Source organism: Buttiauxella sp. AC142 (assembly GCF_979253435.1).
The window spans coordinates 3,748,051-3,767,158 of the sequence record NZ_CEEDCH010000001.1 but is presented as its reverse complement, the minus strand read 5'-3'; the positions used below and the strand labels follow the sequence as shown (position 1 = coordinate 3,767,158).

The window sequence follows — 19,108 nt, the reverse complement described above, 5'->3', positions numbered from 1 at the left end:
CCCTGAGGGCGAGGGGGAAACCGAATAATCCCCTCTCCTGGGGGAGAGGGTTAGGGTGAGGGCAAAACGCTTTAGCGTTTATAGCTGTAATAAACCTCGTTCCAGCGCAGAGAGTCTTTAAACGCAGGCAGGCGGGTATCGTTATCAATAACCGCCAGTTCGATACCGTGCAGTTCGCTGAACAGGCGCATATCGTCGAGCGTCAGAGACTGGCTGAACACGGTGTGGTGCGCACCACCTGCCAGAATCCACGCTTCGGATGCGGTAGGCAGATCCGGCTGCGCTTTCCACAGTGCATTCGCCACAGGCAGTTTCGGCAATTGATGCGGCGCTTCGACGGTATCAACGCAGTTCACCAGCAGGCGGAAACGATCGCCCAGATCAATAAGGCTCGCATTCAACGCCGGGCCAGTTTGGGTGGAGAAGATCAAACGTGCAGGATCGTCCTTGCCGCCGATCCCCAGGTGTTGCACATCGAGGATTGGTTTTTCAGCAAGAGCAATGGATGGGCAAACTTCCAGCATGTGGGAACCGAGCACCATATCGTTGCCGTTCTCGAAGTGATAGGTGTAGTCCTCCATGAAAGAGGTGCCGCCTTGCAGACCGGTTGACATCACCTTCATGATGCGAAGCAAAGCGGCAGTTTTCCAGTCGCCTTCGCCCGCAAAGCCGTAGCCTTGCTGCATCAGGCGTTGCACTGCCAGACCCGGAAGTTGTTTCAGGCCGTGCAGGTCTTCAAATGTGGTGGTAAAGGCACTGAAACCGCCTTGTTCCAGGAACTGTTTCATCCCCAGCTCAATGCGTGCGGCATCCAGCACATTCTGGCGTTTATCGCCGTTGATTTGCGCAGCAGCGGTCAGGCGATAACTGCTTTCGTATTCGTCGACTAATGCGTTCACATCCCCGTCGCTCACTGCGTTTACAACCTGAACTAAATCGCCCACAGCGTAAGTGTTGACCGCAAAACCAAACTTCATCTGCGCGGCCACTTTATCGCCATCAGTCACGGCGACTTCACGCATGTTGTCGCCGAAGCGAACCACTTTCAGCTGACGAGTATCTTGTTTTGAAACCGCCTGACGCATCCAGGAACCAATGCGCTGATGAGCTTGCGGATCTTGCCAGTGCCCGGTCACGACGGTGTGTTGCTGGCGCATACGTGCGCCGATGAAACCGAACTCACGGCCGCCATGCGCGGTCTGGTTCAGGTTCATAAAGTCCATATCAATGCTGCCCCATGGGATCTGCGCATTGAATTGAGTGTGGAATTGCAGCAGCGGTTTGGTCAGGATGCTCAGACCGTTGATCCACATTTTGGCTGGCGAGAAGGTGTGCAGCCACACCACCATACCGGCGCATTTATCGCTGTAACTCGCATCGCGGCAGATAGCGGTAATTTCATCCGGTGTGGTTCCCAAAGGTTTCAACACCAGCTTGCACGGCAGTTTGGCTTCTTTATTGAGCGCATTCACAACCTGCTCGGCGTGTTGATTCACCTGACGCAACGTTTCCGCACCGTAGAGATGCTGGCTGCCAATTACAAACCACACTTCATATTGTTCAAAAATGTTCATCGTCATGTCCTTAATGGGTCACAGTGGCCTGAGCTGCATGAGTAACCGCAACTGGGGCTGAAGGGAGATAATGTTGTTCCGCGCTAACCGCCCATTGCTGGTAACGGCGATAAAGCTGCTCAAAGCGCTCGGCGCGTTGGGAATCGGGTTGTAAGGTGCTTTCAATCTGGCTGGCCATGGCGAGCTGGGCGCGGGAAATATCTGCGTGTTTGCCCGCGGCCACGGCGGCAAAAATCGCCGCGCCTAATGCGCAGCACTGGTCAGAAGCGACAATCTGCAGCGGGCGATTCAGTACGTCAGCGCAGACCTGCATGATGACCGGGGATTTGCGTGCAATACCGCCCAGTGCCATCACGTTCGTGACGGGAATTCCTTGTTCGGTGAAGCATTCCATAATGGCCCGAGCACCAAAGGCAGTAGCGGCAATCAGCCCACCGAACAGCGCAGGTGCGTCTGTTGCCAGGTTTAAATCGGTAATCACACCTTTCAGGCGCTGGTTGGCATTCGGGGTGCGACGGCCATTAAACCAGTCGAGCACCACCGGCAGATGTTCGAGGGAAGGGTTTTTCGCCCAGGCTTCCGTCAGCGCGGGCAGCAACTGCTTCTTACTGGCGTTGATTTGCTCACGCAGTTCCGGGTGCTGCTGCGCCAGCTGTTCAAGCGGCCAGCCCAGCACTCGGCCAAACCAGGCGTAGATATCACCGAATGCCGATTGCCCGGCTTCGAGGCCGATAAAGTCCGGAACCACGCTGCCGTCGACTTGCCCGCAAATGCCTTTGACTGCGCGGTCGCCAACGGTGAGTTTGTCAGCAATCAGAATGTCGCAAGTAGAAGTACCGATAACTTTCACCAGGGTGTTCGGCTGAGCACCAGCCCCAACTGCACCCATATGGCAGTCAAATGCGCCACCGGAAATCACTACGCTTTGCGGTAAACCAAGGCGCTCAGACCATTCGGCGGAAAGGTTGCCGACCGGGATATCCGCAGTCCAGGTTTCGGTAAACATCGGGTAAGCCAGATTCTGGTTAATCACCGGGTCTAATTCATCAAAGAAACTCGCCGGAGGCAGGCCGCCCCAGCTTTCATGCCACAGGGATTTATGCCCGGCGCTACAGCGGCCACGGCGAATATCTTGCGGGCGAGTGGTGCCGGAAAGCAGCGCAGGAACCCAGTCACATAATTCAATCCACGATACCGCCGCTTGTGCCACTTTTGGGTCAGCGCGGGTGACGTGCAGGATTTTTGCCCAGAACCATTCGCTGGAATAAATACCGCCAATATAACGGGAGTAGTCATTTTTCCCCGGCTGATGGCACAAGCGAGTAATTGCTTCGGCTTCTTCTACGGCAGTGTGATCTTTCCACAACACAAACATGGCGTTCGGGTTGTCAGCGAATTCTGGCGTGAGTGCCAGCACATTGCCCTTGGCATCTATCGGGGCGGGAGTCGAACCAGTGCTGTCGACGCCAATGCCGCAAACGCGGGCACGTTGTTCAGCGGTCAGCTCAGCGAGAACGGTTTTTACCGCGCGCTCCATCGACTCAATGTAGTCCCGTGGATGATGGCGGAACTGGTTATTTGGGGCGTCACAATATTGGCCTTCCTGCCAGCGCGGATACCATTCCACACTCGTGGCAAGCTCCGCTCCGTTTTCGCAATCAACGGCTAAGGCGCGCACGGAATCACTGCCAAAATCGAGGCCCAGCGCAATCGACATTTTTTTACTCCCTGACCTGGTTATCTATGGAAATGACATTAGTTTTTATGCCGGAAAACCGTCAGGTCGTATTCGCTGTAGTTATGGAGAAATTTGCTGTGCCTTTGAGAAGTGTGACGCCCCGCAAATAATGGATGTGGACATTTCTGCTACTTTTATAAACACTTCGGTTATCGTCACAAAACCTTGTGATTGACGAATGAAAAGCATAGGTGCAGGTAAATTGCGGCTTTATGATGAAATCAGGACGGTTTGTTGTTTGCGCAGTATGACGCCGCCAGTGAATAGCATGGATATGGACAAATTGTTCCTATCGCCCAATTAAATAGCGAGCTTGATGATGCCTGAGATGCAAAACGACCCCCTGTTACCAGGGTACTCATTTAACGCCCACCTGGTGGCTGGATTAACGCCAATTGAAGCTGAAGGGCCACTGGATTTTTTCATCGACAGACCGCTTGGCATGAAAGGATACATCCTCAATTTAACGGTGCGCGGAGAAGGGGTTATCAATAATCAGGGGAAGAACTATATTTGCCGCCCAGGCGATATTCTGTTGTTCCCGCCGGGTGAAGTGCACCACTATGGCCGCGAACCTGCCAGCAAGGAGTGGTATCACCAGTGGGTTTATTTCCGCCCGCGCGCTTACTGGCAGGAGTGGCTGAACTGGGAGCCAATCTTTGCGCACACCGGGTTTTTCCGCCCGGATGATGCTCACCAGCAAAACTTTTCTCAGCTCTTTGGGCAGATTATTGAGGCCGGGCAGGCAGAAGGGCGTTATGCGGAATTATTGGCTATCAATCTGTTAGAGCAATTATTACTGCGGCGCATGGAAGTATTAAGCGCCTCGCTCAATCCCCCGCTCGATAACCGCGTTCGTGACGCGTGCCAGTACATCAGCGACCATCTGGCTGATAACCAGTTTGATATCGCCAGTGTCGCGCAACATGTCTGTTTATCGCCTTCTCGCCTGTCGCATTTGTTCCGCCAACAGCTTGGCGTCAGCGTTTTAAGCTGGCGTGAAGACCAACGTATTCTCCAGGCGAAACTATTGCTCAGCACCACGCGTATGCCGATCGCCAGCGTCGGGCGCAATGTCGGGTTTGAAGACCAGCTCTATTTTTCGCGAGTTTTCAAGAAGTGTACGGGTGCCAGCCCGAGTGAGTTTCGTGCAGGGTGTGAATGATCACTATAATTTATACATACAAATGATGGCTTGACGGTTATCTCATCACTCAGGAGAATCGCCCACTCGTTTCTCGACGGACGCTTTATGGAAGCTTTGCTGGAACACTTTATAACTCAGTCAGTGGCGTACTCGCTTTTTGCGGTGATGCTGGTGGCCTTTCTGGAATCTCTGGCGCTGGTGGGGCTTATCCTTCCTGGCACGGTAATGATGGCGGGACTTGGTGCGCTGATTGGTGGCGGTCAGGTTGGGTTTTATCACGCCTGGGCTGCAGGGATTATCGGTTGCCTGCTGGGCGACTGGATTTCGTTCTGGCTGGGAGGCCGCTTTAAAGGGCCGCTGCATCGCTGGTCGTTTATGAAAAAGAACAAAGCGCTGCTGGATAAAACCGAGCATGCGCTGCATCAACACAGCATGTTTACCATCCTGGTTGGCCGTTTTGTTGGCCCGACACGCCCGCTGGTGCCGATGGTTGCAGGCATGTTGGATCTCCCTGTTTCTAAATTTATCGTCCCTAATATTATCGGCTGCATTTTCTGGCCGCCAATCTACTTCTTGCCCGGAATTCTGGCGGGAGCCGCCATTGATATTCCTGCGGATATGCAGAGCGGCAGCTTTAAATGGCTATTGCTGCTGGTCGCGCTGGGCCTTTGGCTGGCGGGCTGGTTGTGCTGGCGCTGGTGGCGTAGCGGTAAAGCCAGTGCCGACCGTTTAACGCAATATTTGCCTCGGGCGCGTTTGCATTGGTTAGCCCCCACCATGGCGGTGCTGGCGATAGGCAGTTTTGTGGCGATTCAAATGCATCCGCTGATGCCGATTTACCGCGAAATTTTGTGGAAAGTGCTTACTGGCCACCACTAATACCCAGCAGCGCCGATGCGCTTGCTTCCCCGCTCAATAAGGTTGCCGTGTCGCCATCCCAGGCGATACGGCCATCGACCACCACCAGACTTCTTTCGGCAATGCGTGCCGCATCTTCAATACTGTGCGAAACCATCAACAGCGTCAGCTGCTGCTGGCGGCACAGGTCATCAAGCAATTGCAGCATTTCCTGGCGCAGCGCTGGATCGAGTGCTGAGAAAGGTTCATCGAGCAGCAAAATAGGTTGCTCGCGCACCAGACAGCGGGCGAGGGCGACACGCTGGCGCTGGCCGCCAGAAAGCTGTGAAGGCAAACGGTCGAGCAAATCACTAATCGCCATTTGGCTGGCAATGGTCGCCAGACGCTGCTGCTGGTCAGGATTCAGCTTCAGGCCGGGATTTAACCCAAGCCCTATGTTCTGACGCACCGTCAAATGGCTAAAAAGATTGTTCTCCTGGAACAGCATCGACACCGGGCGCTGCGCAGGAGCGCTATGCGTATGATCTTCATTGTTGAGCCTAATCTGTCCGCTGGCAGGCGTCAGAAAACCGGCAATCAAACTCAGCAGCGTACTTTTTCCCGCGCCGCTCGGCCCCAGCACCGCCACGCGTTCTCCGGCATTAATTTGCATCGAAAAACGCATTGGTAAATGGTGATAGAGCCAGGTTACATCAGTTAGCGTTAGCATGGCGTCCCGGAAGTTTTTCAATCAATGTGAATAAAGCAAAGCACAGTATCAGCAAGATTAGCGCGGTAACGGCACCGTCCTGGCTACGATATGAACCAATTTGTTGATAGAGATAAAAAGGCAGCGTGCGGAAATCTTCATTACCGAATAGCGCCACGACGCCAAAATCACCAATCGAGAGCACGCAGGCAAATGCTAACGCCTGCGCCAGTGGGCGTTTGAGCGCCCGCAACTCGATGTAGCGCAGACGATTTAAGCCGCTGATATTGAGTGACTGGCACAATTTGCCGTAGCGTTCTGCGACATCAAGCATCGGGTTTTCCAGCACTTTCAACGCGTAAGGAATGGCCATCAGCGCATTGGTAAAAATTACGATGCCGTCAGCGGTTTGCGGCAAACCCACGCTGTTATTGAGCAACAGGAAAAAGCCGGTTGCCAGCACAATGCCCGGCATGGCTAAAATCAACATGCCGCTCAGTTCCAGTGCCTGCCCGGCAAATGCGCGGTTGCGCAGGCGCAATTCACGCGAACTCCACAGCAGCATCACCGTGATGACTACGCTTATCAATCCCGCGCCGACTGCAATTCTTAACGAGGTAAATAATGCCTGCCAGAGAATCGGCTGGGAAAGTACGCTGTTAAAACCGCTATTGATACCATCAATGATGACCGCTATCAGCGGCGGTAATAACAATAATAGTGCGAGCACGATAAGCAGCCCGTCACACAGTTTGCGGCGCAAGTTATCCTGCGGGTCGCGCCAGCCTTGCATCTGGCTGATACCCACCGGAATCGCTTTACTGAGGCGTTGGCTCATCAGCACCAGACCCAGGCAGCAAATCATTTGTACTAATGCGAGCAACGCCGCACGGGCAGGATCGTAGTCGTAACTCAGCGCCTGGAAGATAGCCAGCTCAATGGTCGTTGCCTGCGGCCCGCCGCCCAGTGAAAGCACGGTGGCAAAACTTGCGAAACAAAGCATGAAAATGAGTGCGGCGGCAGGAAGAATCTGGCGGCGTAGCCACGGCCATTCAACAAAGCGGAAGAAGTTCCAGCCCTGCATTCCCAACTGCGCGGCGACCTGGCGCTGTTCGCTGGGGATATTTTCCAGCGCCTGAAGCAGCAGGCGCGTCGCCATCGGCAGGTTAAAAAAGACGTGAGCTAATAAAATGCCCTTAAGGCCATACGGCGAGAAAACCCATTCAATGCCCAGCCAGGCGCACAATGAGGCCAGCCAACCTTCGCGGCCATACACCGTCAGAATACCAAACACGGCCACTAACACCGGCAACACGAGCGTCATGGCACACAGACGTAACAGCGCGAGCCGCCCCGGAAAATGGCGGCGGTAAAGTGCGCGGGCGAGGAAAATCGCCGGAAATACCGAAAGGGCAGCGGAGAGGAATGCTTGCCAGAACGAGAAACGCAGCACGTGCCACAAATAGCTATCCTGCACCAGAGCACGGATATCGGTTTGCGGCGCGTTAAACCACAGCGCCAGAAAAGCCGCGAGGGCTACGGCTACCACGAGAGTAGCGGCGCATAGCCCTGGAATCAGCCAGCCGGGGATCAGCGGCTGACGGCGCGTTGCCATTCACTAATCCAACTTGCGCGATGGGAAGAGACGTCTTGCGAGCTAAATTCCAGCGTGGTCTGCGGTTTCACCAGACCGTTAAAACCTTCAGGCAATTTCACGTCCGTTACCGGGTACATCCAGTTGCCGGTTGGAATGGTGTTCTGGAAGCCTGGCGAGGTAATAAATTTCATGAATTTCTCAGCCAGTTCAGGCTGCTTGCTGGAAGCTAAACGGCCAGCGACTTCTACCTGCAAATAATGACCTTCGCTGAAATTCGCCGCTGCGTAGTTATCTTTTTTCTCTTCGATAATGTGATACGCCGGAGAGGTGGTGTAACTCATCACCAAATCGCCTTCGCCTTTCAGGAACAGACCGTAAGCTTCAGACCAGCCTTTGGTGACGGTGACGGTTTTCTTCGCCAGTTTCGCCCAGGCTTCAGGTGTTTTGTCGCCGTAAACTTTTTGCATCCATAACAGTAGGCCTAAACCCGGCGTGCTGGTGCGCGGATCCTGGTAAATCACTTTCCATTTTTGGTCGCTTTCGACCAGTTCTTTCAGGCTTTTTGGCGGGTTTTTCAGTTTGTTTTTATCGTAGACGAAAGCGAAATAGCCGTAGTCGAAAGGCACGAACGTGTCGTTGTTCCAGCCGCCAGGGATTTTCAGTTTGCTGCTATCAACATTGCTGGTGGCAAACAGTTTGGTCTGTGCAGCCGCTTCCAGCAAATTGTTATCCAGGCCCAGCACCACATCAGCCTTGGTGTTCTTTCCTTCCATGCGCAGGCGATTTAGCAAAGAGACGCCGTCTTCGAGTGCGACAAATTTCAGCTCGCAATTGCAGTCAGCTTCAAAGGCTTTTTTCACCGCAGGACCTGGACCCCAATCGGCGGCAAAGGAGTCGTAGGTGTAAACAGTCAGCAGGGGTTTGGCAAAAACTGGGGCAGCGATGAGTGCCAGCAACGGCAGAAATTTTTTGAACACTTTGCACCTCTTGGAATTAGGGGTGGCAAAGGACTTTGAGAATGGAGCCTCAAATCCCTTCGCCGGCATTATCCGGATCAGGTTCGACGGGTATTATCTCAGCCAGACTTTCGTCTTAGCACCCCGTTGAGAACGCGAGCATTGTAATGATTCTGTGAATGAATCGAAAGTATTAAGGTTCCGGGGGTGCAAACCAGGCCGATTTAAAGTCAAACCAGCCGAGCGTGTTCATCCTCACGCCACGCATGCTGCGTTGCCCCTCGATGCGCAGCCAGTGGTGAATTAACGGCAAAATGTCATTATTCTCAACGCGCTTCTGGCACCACTCGGGCAGTGAAAGCTCACTGTTGTGCCATTTACGGGTATCGGATTCCCAGTCAATCGCAATACATTTTTGAATGAGCGGCACCTCATAAAGATGCGAAAAGAGTGAAAATTCTAGCGGCAGGGTGAAGTTGGCGCTGTTAAGCCAGATATCGCTTTCGGCATCGCCCTGATGCCACTCTTCATAACTGACTTCTTGCACCACCAGTTTTACGCCTGTGCGTGCCAGCAATTGTTCCATCACTTTACTGATAACCCGGTGCTCAACGTGGTCGCGATAGAACGTCAGTGTTACGGACTCAAGCCCTGCGGGTTTTTCGACGACCGGCTGCGGTCGGGTGTGGTGCCAGCGTGGCAATAAGCCGTATGCCGGGAACCAATACTGCTGGTTTTGTTCGCCCGCGCTATAAAGCAGGTGAATAGGTGCCAGCACATGGCTCAACCAGCGACGCACTTGTTCATTGCTGCCGGAATGCGAGCGTCTATCAAATAAAATGTAGTAACAGCCTTCTTCCAGGCGACTTTCAACCGCTTTCTCGCTGTCAGGCATTCCCGATAATTGCACCGCACAGCTGACGTCTTCGCCAATTTCCGGCAGCACCCAGAAATTCACTTCGTCTATCAATGCGCGATAGCCAAAGTAATCATCATAGGCCTGGATCTTCAGTTGGTTGGTGTTGTTACGCACGACCGAATAGGGGCCGGAGCCGACTGGCTGGCGGGAAAAGTTGTCCAGCGTTTGCCACTCACGCGGCAGAATCATCGCATTAACACTGCCAAGCAACCACGGCAGCCAGTTATCTGGCTGTGAGAGCGTAATATCCAGTGTCCAGGCGGTTGGGGAGCTAATCTGGGTGATGTGAGAATAGAGCGGTAGCGCATTGATCCGTTGCAAAGAGGTCATGACATCCAGCATATCCAGCTCGCGGCCATGGTGGAAATGAATGCCAGGGCGCAAATAAAAACGCCAGTGTAATGGGGATATTTGCTGCCAGTGGTGGGCTATATCCGCTTCCAGTTCCCCATTTTCCTCATTTATGCGGATTAAGCCGCTGAAAATTTGCCGGGCAATATGCGTTTCTGAACGGCGTAAAGCCGAGCCTGGTAACAGGTTTAACAGCGGGCGATAGTACAGAACGCGCAGAATATGTCGCCCCTGCCGGAAGCTGCGTCCGAGGTGGGAGATCAGCATCTGGCGCACCGCGGCTTTATCCCCGACGATCTGCACCAGTTGATCAATTCTGTCCTGCTCGAGAAGATCCTCTGCCCGCTGTTGCTGGAGTGCGAGGCCCGTGTAGAGAAATTCGAGCTGCGAACGTTTGCCTCGTCCGACTTCCGCTTTCCAGCTCAGCCAGCCCTTTTCCTGCATCGCACTGAGTAGCGTGCGCATATGGCGGCGGGAGCAATTCAGCAGTGAGGCCAGGTCATTCAACGTTGTATCCTGCGGTTTACCTTCGAAATATTGCCACAGGCGGATGAATTGTTGTTGCAGACGACTCGAACTCATAAAAGAGGAACTCCTGTCAGAAACTCATCAATTTAACTTTCCTCATATTACGCCAATAATCATCAACGTTGAAAGCGAGGAGGTACATATGAAACGGTCGCCAGTGGTTAAGTTTTATCAACAGTATTTTACCGCAACCCAAAGTGTTTCTGCTGGATGGCTGGCTCGCCTGACAGCATCGCAACGTCTTAGGATGCTTGAGGACTTAATGCAGTGGGAGGTGACAACTTCCGTGACCGTGAAGTACTGACTCGTTGATACATGTGTGACTGAGAATTGGTGATGTTCACCTGGCCAGCAGATTGTTACTGCTGGCTTTTTTATACCCGTCATACTTCAAGCTGCAGGGGTGTTGGCTGCACTCACTTACCCCAGTCACTTACTTAAGTAAGCTCCTGGGGATAAGCTCCCTTGCCGCCTACCTGCAACTTGAATTATTTAGGGTATAGTTGACGTTTTGCACACCCAGTGAGCGCTCGAACAAAAGGAATTTCTGCATGATTTGGTTTCTGACCAAAGGACGCCGCCTCAATCCGGTATATGCCGCATTTATGATTGTGGCTTTCATGATGGGGATTGCGGGGGCACTCCAGGCGCCCACTCTTAGCCTGTTTTTAAGTCGCGAAGTCGAGGTGCGCCCATTCTGGGTCGGCCTGTTTTATACCGTCAATGCGATAGCCGGGATCCTCGTCAGCCTGGCGCTGGCGAAGCGTTCAGATAATCAGGGTGACCGTCGCAAACTGATTATGGTTTGTTGCGTGATGGCAGTAGCAAACTGTGTGCTTTTTGCTTTTAACCGTCATTACCTGACGTTAATCACCGTTGGCGTCATGTTCGCGTCTATTGCCAATACCGCGATGCCACAAATATTTGCCCTTGCCCGTGAATATGCCGATAACTCAGCGCGTGAAGTGGTGATGTTCAGCTCGATAATGCGTGCGCAGCTCTCGCTTGCCTGGGTTATTGGCCCGCCGCTGTCGTTTATGCTCGCGTTAAATTACGGCTTTACCACCATGTTTCTTATTGCCGCGGGAATTTTTGTTATTTCGCTGGCGCTAATCTTCTTCGCACTTCCCTCGGTCGCAAGGATTGAGCAGCCCGCAGATGTGGCGCTTACCCAGGTCAGCGGCTGGAAAGACAAAAACGTCCGCATGTTATTTATTGCCTCAATGCTGATGTGGACCTGCAACACCATGTATATCATCGACATGCCGTTGTGGGTCAGCAGTGATTTAGGGCTGCCCGAATCGTTGGCTGGGCTTTTGATGGGCACTGCCGCAGGGCTGGAAATCCCGGCGATGATCCTGGCGGGTTATTACGTGAAGCGCTTCGGTAAACGTCGCATGATGGTGATTGCTGTCTCGGCTGGCGTGATGTTTTACGTCGGGCTGATTCTGTTCCATAGCCGTATTGCTTTACTGCTGCTTCAGCTATTTAACGCGATATTTATCGGGATTGTCGCGGGTATCGGCATGTTGTGGTTCCAGGATTTAATGCCTGGTAGGCCGGGTTCGGCGACCACGCTTTTCACCAACAGTATTTCGACAGGCGTGATTTTGGCAGGGGTTTTACAGGGCGCGCTGGCGGAAAGTTTTGGGCACTATTCGGTATATTGGTTAATTGCCGGGCTGTCGGTGTTCGCGTTGATTCTTACCAGCCGGGTGAAGAACATTTAAGCTGAAATAATGTCGGATGACGCTTGCGCTTATCCGACCTACAACTGCATTTCGTAGGGCGGATAAGCGCAGCGTCATCCGCCAGACAATGCCTGATTATTCGGCCAGAAAAATCTCTAACAGCGAATTCAAAAACAGTTTACCGTGCTCGGTAATCTGCCAAAAATCTTCTGTCTCAACCAAATAATCCTTCGCAATCGCTTCGTCTAGCTGCGCACGAATCACTGATTCATCAAGCCCGGTATACAGACTGAATTCATTGCGCGGTGCGGCTTCCAATAAACGGAAACGGTTCATAAAGAACTCGAACGGCTTATCGGCTTGTTCGACATCGTGCTGCTTGTCGAGGTATTTGCCTTCCATATAACCGCGAGGGTGGCGAGTTTTCGCGGTACGCATAATACGTCCGTCTTCAAACGTCACCTTGCCATGTGCGCCACAGCCAATGCCAAGGTAATCGCCAAAGCGCCAGTAGTTCAGGTTGTGCTGGCATTGATAACCCGGTTTCGCGTAGGCCGAGGTTTCATATTGCTGGTAGCCCGCAGCGGTCAGAAGTTTGTCGCCCTGCTCGAAGATATCCCAAAGCGCGTCGTCGTCCGGCAGTTTTGGCGGGCGGGAGCTGAACAAAGTATTCGGCTCAATCGTCAGCTGATACCACGAGAGATGCGGCGGGTTCAGTTCAATCGCCTGGCGTAAATCGTCGAGTGCTTCTTCCAGAGATTGATCCGGCAGGCCGTGCATCAAGTCCAGATTAAAGCTGCGCAGCCCTAATCCATTCGCCAGGTTCGCAGCACGTTTCGCTTCGCCTGAATCATGGATACGGCCCAGACGCTTGAGCTTCGGCTCGCTAAAACTCTGCACGCCGATAGAAATGCGGTTAACACCCGCACGTTGATAGCTCACGAAGCGGTCTGCTTCTACCGTTCCGGGATTCGCTTCCATGGTAATTTCCGCATCAGCTGCCAGCGGCAGGCGCGCACGCACACCATCCAGCAACGTTTGCATCGCCTCACCTGACAGCAGGCTCGGCGTACCGCCACCAATAAAGATGGTCTTTATTTCACGTCCTTGCGCCAGCGGTGCGTCGTTATCCAGGTCACGCAACAGGTGAGCGACGTACTCGTCGTGCGGCACGTCACCTTTGAGTGCGTGGGAATTGAAGTCACAGTAGGGGCACTTCTGCACGCACCACGGGATGTGAATATAAAGACTCAGAGGTGGCAAATTAGCCATTTTTCATTGCTTCCAGTAACAGTTTTAGCGCTTGCCCACGGTGGGAAATGGCGCGTTTTTCGTCGCGAGTCAGTTCAGCGGCAGTTTTGCCTTCACTCGGGACAAAGAAAATAGGGTCGTAGCCAAAGCCACCCTGGCCTGCGGCTTCGCGGGTAATCTTGCCTTCCCAGCTCCCGTGACAAACCAGCGGCGTTGGGTCTTCCGCGTGGCGCATATACACCAGCACGCAATGGAATCGCGCTTTGCGTTGCTCATCAGGCACATCTTTCAGTGTCGCCAGTAGCTTTTCCAGGTTTTGCTGGTCGGATGCTTCAAGGCCTGCGTAACGTGCAGAATAAATACCAGGCGCGCCGCCCAGCACGTCAACCGCCAGACCGGAATCATCAGCAATCGCTGGCAGGCCCGTAATGTGCGCCGCATGGCGAGCTTTCAGAATGGCGTTCTCGATAAACGTCAGCCCGGTTTCTTCCGCCGACTCCACGCCTAATTCCGTTTGAGCCACCACATCCAGACCAAAATTACCGAGTAAATCGGCGAGTTCACGCACTTTACCGGCGTTACCGGTCGCGAGGACAACTTTTTGCATAGTGAGAAAATCCTGTGAAATTAGGTAATTAATCAAGCAATGCCGCGACTTCCGTCGGGATGTGTTGCGGGTTAATAATTTTAATTTGCTTATGGCGACCCAGTTCGCCCTTCTCAAGAAGCACCTGACTTTTGGCGACTTTGAACTGCTTGGCCAGATACTTTACCAGATGGGCGTTGGCTTTGCCGTCTATCGGTGGGGCGGTGATGGCGACTTTTAGCTCGTCGCCATGCAGCCCGATAATGCTATCGCGGCTGGCTTTAGGCTGAATATATAGCCGTAAAACCAGCCCATCTTCAGTTTGACTCACTGCACTCACAGCAAATACCAAAGCCCCGGGAACAAATCCATGCCGAGGTAGTTCAGCGCGTACAGAATCAAAATGACGACCATCGCTGAGAAGTCGATACCGCCCATAGCAGGGATTACGCGGCGAATCGGCGCCATCATTGGCTCGGTCAGTTGCATCAACACGTATTCAATCGGGCTACGGCCCTGGCTAATCCAGCTCATCAGCGAGCGAATAATAATGACCCAGAACACCAGCGTACCGGCGGATTTCAGCAGTGATAACAGGCCAACCAACAGATTCATTGGGTCAAGCGACAGCGCGCCCACCTGAATAAGCAGCAGAATCGGATACTTCATTGTGGTGAGAATAAACGCCACCAGCAACGAAGAGGTATCAATCGGCCCAATCGACGGAATGACACGCCGCAGCGGCCCCACAATCGGCTGGGTAATCTTGACGATAAATTGTGCAAAAGGGTTGTAGAAATCACAACGTGACCACTGCATCCAGATGCGAATTAGCAGCACCATTACATACAGTTCAATCAGCGTCTTGACCAGGAAAGTCAACGTCAGCATGGCGTTCCTCAATTATTATTTTGTGATTAACGAGCGGAATAATCCCGCGCGCCGAAAATAGCGGTTCCAATGCGCACCATGGTGCTGCCTGCGGCAATCGCGGCGTCCATGTCATCGGTCATGCCCAGGGACAATGTATCAACCGTTGAAAAACGGCTTTTGAGCGATGCGAAAGCGTCAGCCATTTTCTGGCAAACCGCTAACTGATGCTCGTAATCAGGTTCAGGGGCAGGAATTGCCATTAAACCTCGTAACACCAAACCCGGCAGCGCAGCAACTTCTGCTGCCAGCGCATCAAGCTCACTGAGCGCAATACCAGACTTGCTTTGTTCATCACTGATATTGATTTGAATCAGTACGTTAAGCGGCGGCAATTCGGCAGGACGCTGCTCGCTTAAACGGGTTGCAATGCGTAAACGGTCGACGGTGTGGCACCAGTCAAAATGTTCAGCAACCTGGCGACTTTTGTTCGACTGCAATGGGCCAATAAAGTGCCATTCCAGTGTGGCTTCACTGTTATCGGCAAAGTAACGAATTTTATCCACGCCTTCCTGCACGTAGTTTTCGCCGAACGCGTGTTGCCCTGCGGCAATCGCTTCTGCGAGGGCGCTCGCAGGCTTTGTTTTGCTGACTGCAAGCAAAGTCACTTCTTCTGGAGCACGGCCGCAGCGTTCAGTTGCCGCGAAGATTTTGTTCTGAACCTGTGCCAGATTGTGCGCTATCTCGTTCATAGGTTGGAAAGTGATATGGATATCGAAGAAATTGTGGCCCTTAGTGTAAAGCATAATGTCTCTGATCTACACCTGTGTACGCAGCTTCCTGCTCGCTGGCGCAGGCAAGGGCGGCTTGAACCTCTGCCAGAAATTGCACCCGATCCGCAAACGTTGTTGGATATTTGGCTCACACCCGCGCAAAGAGAACAGCTTGAAGAAGCCGGGCAACTGGACTTTTCCGTGTCGTTAAAAGACGGCACACGGCTGCGTGCTAATGCCTTTCGCCAGCTTCAGGGTTATTCGCTTGCCTTAAGATTGCTGGTTTCGCAAACCCCAAAACTGGAAGCGCTAAATGTTCCGCCATTGATTCCTGAATTACTCGATTCCCCCGACGGACTGATTCTGGTGACGGGTGCAACGGGGAGCGGGAAATCGACCACGCTTGCAGCCATGGTCGATTTTCTCAACCTTCAGAAAGACGGACATATTCTCACCCTTGAAGATCCCATTGAATTTATCCATCACTCACAACGTTGTTTGATTCAACAGCGCGAACCAGGGTTGCATTGTCATTCGTTTGCAGCGGGTTTGCGCGCGGCATTGCGTGAAGATCCTGATTTCATTTTGCTGGGAGAATTGCGTGACAGCGAAACCATACGTCTTGCGCTGACAGCCGCCGAAACAGGGCATTTAGTTTTAGCAACACTCCACACCCGAGGTGCTGCGCAAGCTGTAGAGCGTCTGGTGGATGTCTTTCCTGCGGAAGAAAAAAGCATGGTACGCAGCCAGTTGGCGGGCAGTTTAAAAGCGGTGCTGGCACAAAAATTATTGCCCGACAGACGTGGGGGAAGGGTTGCGGTGTACGAGCTGTTGGTGAATACGCCTGCTGTGGCGAGTCTTATCCGTGAAGGGAAAACGCATCAACTACCGGGCCAGATACAAACTGGGCAGCAACATGGGATGTGCAGTTTCGCGCACAGCGAGGCAATGCTGCGTGTAGAAGGTCGTATTGCTGACGGGGAAGAAAAGTGATGGTTAAAATTATTGCTTCTGTGTGTATTCGTGTGTATTGTTTTCTTGTCAGGAGAAAGCGATGAACTAACGCGGGAATTTGATTCCCAATTCACGGAGATTACCTATGTTTTTTTCAGTTGGCGTGGAGATGCCTGCAAACGAGAACGATGCGTTCGGTCTGGTTGTACCGGCGTTATGCAATGATGATTTCGGCTGTGTGTCAGCGGCAGATAACCAGGATGAAATCGCGGGTATGGTCAAAGAAGCCATATTGTTAATTGCGGATGAAATGGTCAAGCGCGGGGTCGATATCACCCAGCTTAAAGATGCCGGGCCATTTGTTTATGCCGCAAATCCAGAATATGTGTACTGTAATCAGTGGCTGCTGGTGGATGTGGATTTGTCGGCTCTGGAAGGAAAACAACATAGGATCAACATTACGCTGCCGGATACGTTACTTATGCGTATTGATAACCGCGTAAAACAGCCATCCTCGGGTTACCGGGATCGCAGCCATTTTCTGGCCGTTGCAGCCAGGCATGAACTGATTGAAGAGTCCTCAGGTACGCCTGACAGCAAAAAAGACTAAGGATTATAGTCAAACCAGCTTTCAAGAATGATAACCGCTGAGGCTGAGTCAATGCTGCCTTTGTTCAGCGCGCGGAAACCACCGTGTTCGAACAGCCCGGCACGTGCTTCAACGGTGCTCAGGCGTTCATCTTGCAAAGCGACTTTAACGCCAAAACGGCCATGCAGGCGGTTTGCAAACTTCCGGGCGCGGGCGGTGAGCGGTTGTTCGGTGCCATCCATATTCAGCGGCAGGCCAACAATGACTTCATCCGGCTGCCACTCTTTAAGGATTTTTTCGATCACGTTCCAGTCTGGCGTGCCGTCCTGGGCTTTGATGGCTGTGAGCGGGCGAGCGGTGCCAGTAATACGCTGACCCACTGCAACACCGATGCTTTTAGTACCGAAATCAAAGGCTAATAAAGTTCCGCTACTCATTAAGCATGTCCTGCTTCACTTGGCATATTGTGAATATCAATGCCGATTAATTTAGCCGCTTCGCGCCAACGCTCTGAAATTGGCGTATGGAACAAAATGGATGCGTCTGCGGGGGCTGTCAGCCAGTCGTTATCCAGGATTTCTTGTTCGAGTTGCCCTTTTTCCCATGATGAGTAACCGAGCGCGACAATGACATCTGCGGGTTGCTGCGCAGTACCGATGGTTTCGAGTACATCGCGGGAAGTGGTGATCACGGTTTCATCAGATATACGGATGCTGGAAGCAAAACAGTCTGGCGGCGAATGCAATATGAAGCCACGGTCTTCTGCCAAAGGGCCGCCAATAAAAACGGGCTTATCAAGGCGAATGGCTGGGTCACGCGGTTCTGGTGCGATTTTCAGCTTTTCCAGAACGCCGTCAACCTGGAGGTTTTCGAGGGGTTTATTAATGATTATTCCCATCGCGCCGTCTTCGTTGTATTCGCAAATATAAACGACAGCACGCTTAAACAATGGGTCCTGGAGCGCCGGCATGGCAATTAGAAAGTGATGCTGTAAATTCATTGTCAGAGGTTCTGGTTCCGGTTGAAAAAGCGAGCAGTCAGTTTATCACTACTGAGCGGGCTAAGCCCGCTCACAGGACTATTTTGCCAGACGTGTCTCGATTGCATCGAACAACATGCCAGTAATAGAAACCGGGAATTCGGCTTCGATTTCACGAATGCACGTTGGGCTGGTGACGTTAATCTCAGTCAGGCGATCGCCGATGATATCAAGGCCAACGAAAATCAGCCCTTTAGCTTTTAGCGTTGGACCCACGCGGCGGGCAATTTCCCAGTCGCTTTCGGTTAACGGACGCGGTTCGCCGCGACCACCGGCGGCAAGATTACCGCGTGTTTCGCCACCTTGTGGGATACGTGCCAGGCAATACGGAACAGGTTCGCCATCCACCACCAGAACGCGCTTGTCACCATCGACAATCGCAGGCAGATAGTTCTGCGCCATGCAGTAGCGGTTGCCCAGTTCAGTCAGCGTTTCCGCGATAACGCCAATGTTAGGGTCGCCTTCTTTAACACGGAAAATTGAAGCGCCACCCATGCCATCTAACGGCTTGAGGATGATGTCGCCGTGTTTTTGCCAGAACGCTTTAAGCTGCGTTTTGTTGCGCGTGACCAACGTTTCCGGAGTTAAATCTGCAAACCAGGCGGTGAACAGTTTTTCGTTACAGTCGCGCAGGCTCTGCGGCTTATTAACGATCAACGTGCCTTGTTCTTCGGCGCGTTCAAGAATATAGGTCGCGTAAATAAATTCGGTATCAAACGGAGGATCTTTACGCATCAACACGACGTCGAGATCGGCAAGCTGAATGTCTTGCTCGCTGCCAAATTCGTACCATTTGTCGTAGTTCTGCTCGACCGTGACCAGGCGGGTGCGTGCGTGTGCTTCACCGTTGATCAAATACAGATCGGCCATTTCCATGTAATGCAGTTCGTAACCACGGCGCTGGGCTTCCAGCAGCATGGCAAAACTTGAGTCTTTCTTGATGTTAATGTTTGCGATGGGGTCCATCACGATGCCGAGCTTAATCATTGTTTTTCTCCG

20 protein-coding genes and 1 riboswitch are annotated in these 19,108 nt (G+C 52.7%); of the genes, 6 read left to right on the top strand and 14 right to left on the bottom strand.

Features of this window, described 5'->3' with window-relative positions:
• Positions 1–71: 71 nt before the first annotated feature.
• Entirely contained in the window at positions 72–1,574 is a 1,503-nt protein-coding gene (araA, locus tag AC0IWZ_RS17455; protein ID WP_471678817.1) for an L-arabinose isomerase, read from the bottom strand.
• Positions 1,575–1,584: 10 nt separating this feature from the next.
• Positions 1,585–3,291, bottom strand: coding sequence for a ribulokinase (gene araB / locus AC0IWZ_RS17450; protein ID WP_471678818.1), 1,707 nt, complete (start codon positions 3,289–3,291; stop codon positions 1,585–1,587).
• Between the two features lie 340 nt (positions 3,292–3,631).
• On the opposite strand from araB, the gene araC reads away from it, so the two are divergent.
• Both araC and AC0IWZ_RS17440 read left to right on the top strand, forming a co-directional pair.
• The gene (gene araC, locus AC0IWZ_RS17445; RefSeq protein WP_034498434.1) at positions 3,632–4,477 is read left to right on the top strand and encodes an arabinose operon transcriptional regulator AraC; all 846 of its coding nucleotides are present in this window, start codon (positions 3,632–3,634) and stop codon (positions 4,475–4,477) included.
• A gap of 87 nt (positions 4,478–4,564) precedes the next feature.
• Positions 4,565–5,338 carry a DedA family protein gene (locus AC0IWZ_RS17440; protein WP_034498412.1) on the top strand — a complete coding sequence of 258 codons (774 nt, stop codon included), beginning with the start codon at positions 4,565–4,567 and terminating at the stop codon, positions 5,336–5,338.
• Here AC0IWZ_RS17440 and thiQ read toward each other — a convergent pair.
• From thiQ to sgrR, 4 genes are all read right to left on the bottom strand, one after another.
• A complete protein-coding gene (gene thiQ, locus AC0IWZ_RS17435; protein WP_034498410.1) occupies positions 5,322–6,026 on the bottom strand; it encodes a thiamine ABC transporter ATP-binding protein ThiQ in 705 nt (234 codons plus the stop codon). The two genes, AC0IWZ_RS17440 and thiQ, sit on opposite strands and share 17 nt — an antisense overlap.
• Positions 6,010–7,620, bottom strand: coding sequence for a thiamine/thiamine pyrophosphate ABC transporter permease ThiP (thiP, locus tag AC0IWZ_RS17430; RefSeq protein WP_471678819.1), 1,611 nt, complete (start codon positions 7,618–7,620; stop codon positions 6,010–6,012). Before thiP ends, thiQ begins: the two co-directional genes overlap by 17 nt.
• Positions 7,596–8,579, bottom strand: coding sequence for a thiamine ABC transporter substrate binding subunit (gene thiB, locus AC0IWZ_RS17425; RefSeq protein ID WP_471678820.1), 984 nt, complete (start codon positions 8,577–8,579; stop codon positions 7,596–7,598). Before thiB ends, thiP begins: the two co-directional genes overlap by 25 nt.
• 36 nt (positions 8,580–8,615) lie before the next feature.
• Positions 8,616–8,715: riboswitch (TPP riboswitch) on the bottom strand.
• A gap of 36 nt (positions 8,716–8,751) precedes the next feature.
• Positions 8,752–10,410 carry an HTH-type transcriptional regulator SgrR gene (gene sgrR, locus AC0IWZ_RS17420; RefSeq protein ID WP_471678821.1) on the bottom strand — a complete coding sequence of 553 codons (1,659 nt, stop codon included), beginning with the start codon at positions 10,408–10,410 and terminating at the stop codon, positions 8,752–8,754.
• Between the two features lie 88 nt (positions 10,411–10,498).
• Between sgrR and sgrT the strand changes: the two genes are divergently transcribed.
• Together sgrT and AC0IWZ_RS17410 are read left to right on the top strand one after the other, a co-directional pair.
• Positions 10,499–10,660: a glucose uptake inhibitor SgrT gene (sgrT, locus tag AC0IWZ_RS17415; protein WP_072011208.1), complete on the top strand. Its 162-nt coding sequence runs from the start codon at positions 10,499–10,501 to the stop codon at positions 10,658–10,660.
• Positions 10,661–10,907: 247 nt separating this feature from the next.
• Positions 10,908–12,086 carry a sugar efflux transporter gene (locus AC0IWZ_RS17410; RefSeq protein WP_471678822.1) on the top strand — a complete coding sequence of 393 codons (1,179 nt, stop codon included), beginning with the start codon at positions 10,908–10,910 and terminating at the stop codon, positions 12,084–12,086.
• A gap of 96 nt (positions 12,087–12,182) precedes the next feature.
• On the opposite strand, the gene hemW is transcribed toward AC0IWZ_RS17410, so the two are convergent.
• From hemW to AC0IWZ_RS17385, 5 genes are read right to left on the bottom strand one after another with little or no spacing between them, the layout of a single operon-like run.
• Positions 12,183–13,319, bottom strand: a complete 1,137-nt coding sequence (gene hemW, locus AC0IWZ_RS17405; protein WP_034498400.1) for a radical SAM family heme chaperone HemW — start codon at positions 13,317–13,319, stop codon at positions 12,183–12,185.
• Positions 13,312–13,905 (bottom strand): XTP/dITP diphosphatase, encoded by a 594-nt coding sequence (locus AC0IWZ_RS17400; protein WP_034498398.1) that lies wholly within the window; start codon positions 13,903–13,905, stop codon positions 13,312–13,314. The genes hemW and AC0IWZ_RS17400 overlap by 8 nt, the downstream gene beginning before the upstream one ends.
• 28 nt (positions 13,906–13,933) lie before the next feature.
• Positions 13,934–14,224 (bottom strand): DUF167 family protein YggU, encoded by a 291-nt coding sequence (gene yggU / locus AC0IWZ_RS17395; RefSeq protein ID WP_034498396.1) that lies wholly within the window; start codon positions 14,222–14,224, stop codon positions 13,934–13,936.
• Entirely contained in the window at positions 14,221–14,775 is a 555-nt protein-coding gene (locus AC0IWZ_RS17390; RefSeq protein ID WP_034498393.1) for a YggT family protein, read from the bottom strand. Before AC0IWZ_RS17390 ends, yggU begins: the two co-directional genes overlap by 4 nt.
• Positions 14,776–14,801: 26 nt before the next feature.
• Positions 14,802–15,506 (bottom strand): YggS family pyridoxal phosphate-dependent enzyme, encoded by a 705-nt coding sequence (locus AC0IWZ_RS17385; protein WP_471679116.1) that lies wholly within the window; start codon positions 15,504–15,506, stop codon positions 14,802–14,804.
• A 15-nt stretch (positions 15,507–15,521) separates the two neighbouring features.
• Between AC0IWZ_RS17385 and AC0IWZ_RS17380 the strand changes: the two genes are divergently transcribed.
• Positions 15,522–16,520 carry a type IV pilus twitching motility protein PilT gene (locus AC0IWZ_RS17380; RefSeq protein WP_471678823.1) on the top strand — a complete coding sequence of 333 codons (999 nt, stop codon included), beginning with the start codon at positions 15,522–15,524 and terminating at the stop codon, positions 16,518–16,520.
• A gap of 106 nt (positions 16,521–16,626) precedes the next feature.
• Positions 16,627–17,091, top strand: coding sequence for a type II toxin-antitoxin system HicB family antitoxin (locus AC0IWZ_RS17375; protein ID WP_410373740.1), 465 nt, complete (start codon positions 16,627–16,629; stop codon positions 17,089–17,091).
• On the opposite strand, the gene ruvX is transcribed toward AC0IWZ_RS17375, so the two are convergent.
• The 3 genes from ruvX to gshB form a co-directional block, all read right to left on the bottom strand.
• Entirely contained in the window at positions 17,088–17,507 is a 420-nt protein-coding gene (ruvX, locus tag AC0IWZ_RS17370; protein ID WP_410373741.1) for a Holliday junction resolvase RuvX, read from the bottom strand. The two genes, AC0IWZ_RS17375 and ruvX, sit on opposite strands and share 4 nt — an antisense overlap.
• Positions 17,507–18,070 carry a YqgE/AlgH family protein gene (locus tag AC0IWZ_RS17365; protein ID WP_034498384.1) on the bottom strand — a complete coding sequence of 188 codons (564 nt, stop codon included), beginning with the start codon at positions 18,068–18,070 and terminating at the stop codon, positions 17,507–17,509. Before AC0IWZ_RS17365 ends, ruvX begins: the two co-directional genes overlap by 1 nt.
• 78 nt (positions 18,071–18,148) lie before the next feature.
• A complete protein-coding gene (gene gshB / locus AC0IWZ_RS17360) occupies positions 18,149–19,096 on the bottom strand; it encodes a glutathione synthase (RefSeq protein WP_410373742.1) in 948 nt (315 codons plus the stop codon).
• Between the last annotated feature and the right edge of the window lie 12 nt (positions 19,097–19,108).